Here is a 236-nt window from a genome sequence, read left to right on the forward strand (position 1 = left end):
AAGGCGTCGATCAAGACCGTCAACCTGCTGCCCTTCACCACCTCGGACGCCGAGACGAACGGCCTGCGCTCCGGTGCGGTCGACTACGGCTACATCAACGCCACCGACCTCGAGCAGAAGGACTCCTTCACGTCGAAGGGCTACGTGGTCGACCCCTGGACCGGCTGGGCGATCACGTACATGCCGTACATCTTCAACAACCCGGACATGGGCGCCGTCTTCAAGCAGCTGTACGC

Annotated in this window: 1 pseudogene; it reads left to right on the forward strand. The window is 62.7% G+C overall.

What is annotated here, in order from left to right:
* A pseudogene (locus QCD68_RS17325) lies at positions 1–236 on the forward strand (peptide ABC transporter substrate-binding protein); the annotation flags it as partial.

This window comes from Curtobacterium sp. PsM8 (genome assembly GCF_030433875.1).
Lineage (GTDB): Bacteria > Actinomycetota > Actinomycetes > Actinomycetales > Microbacteriaceae > Curtobacterium.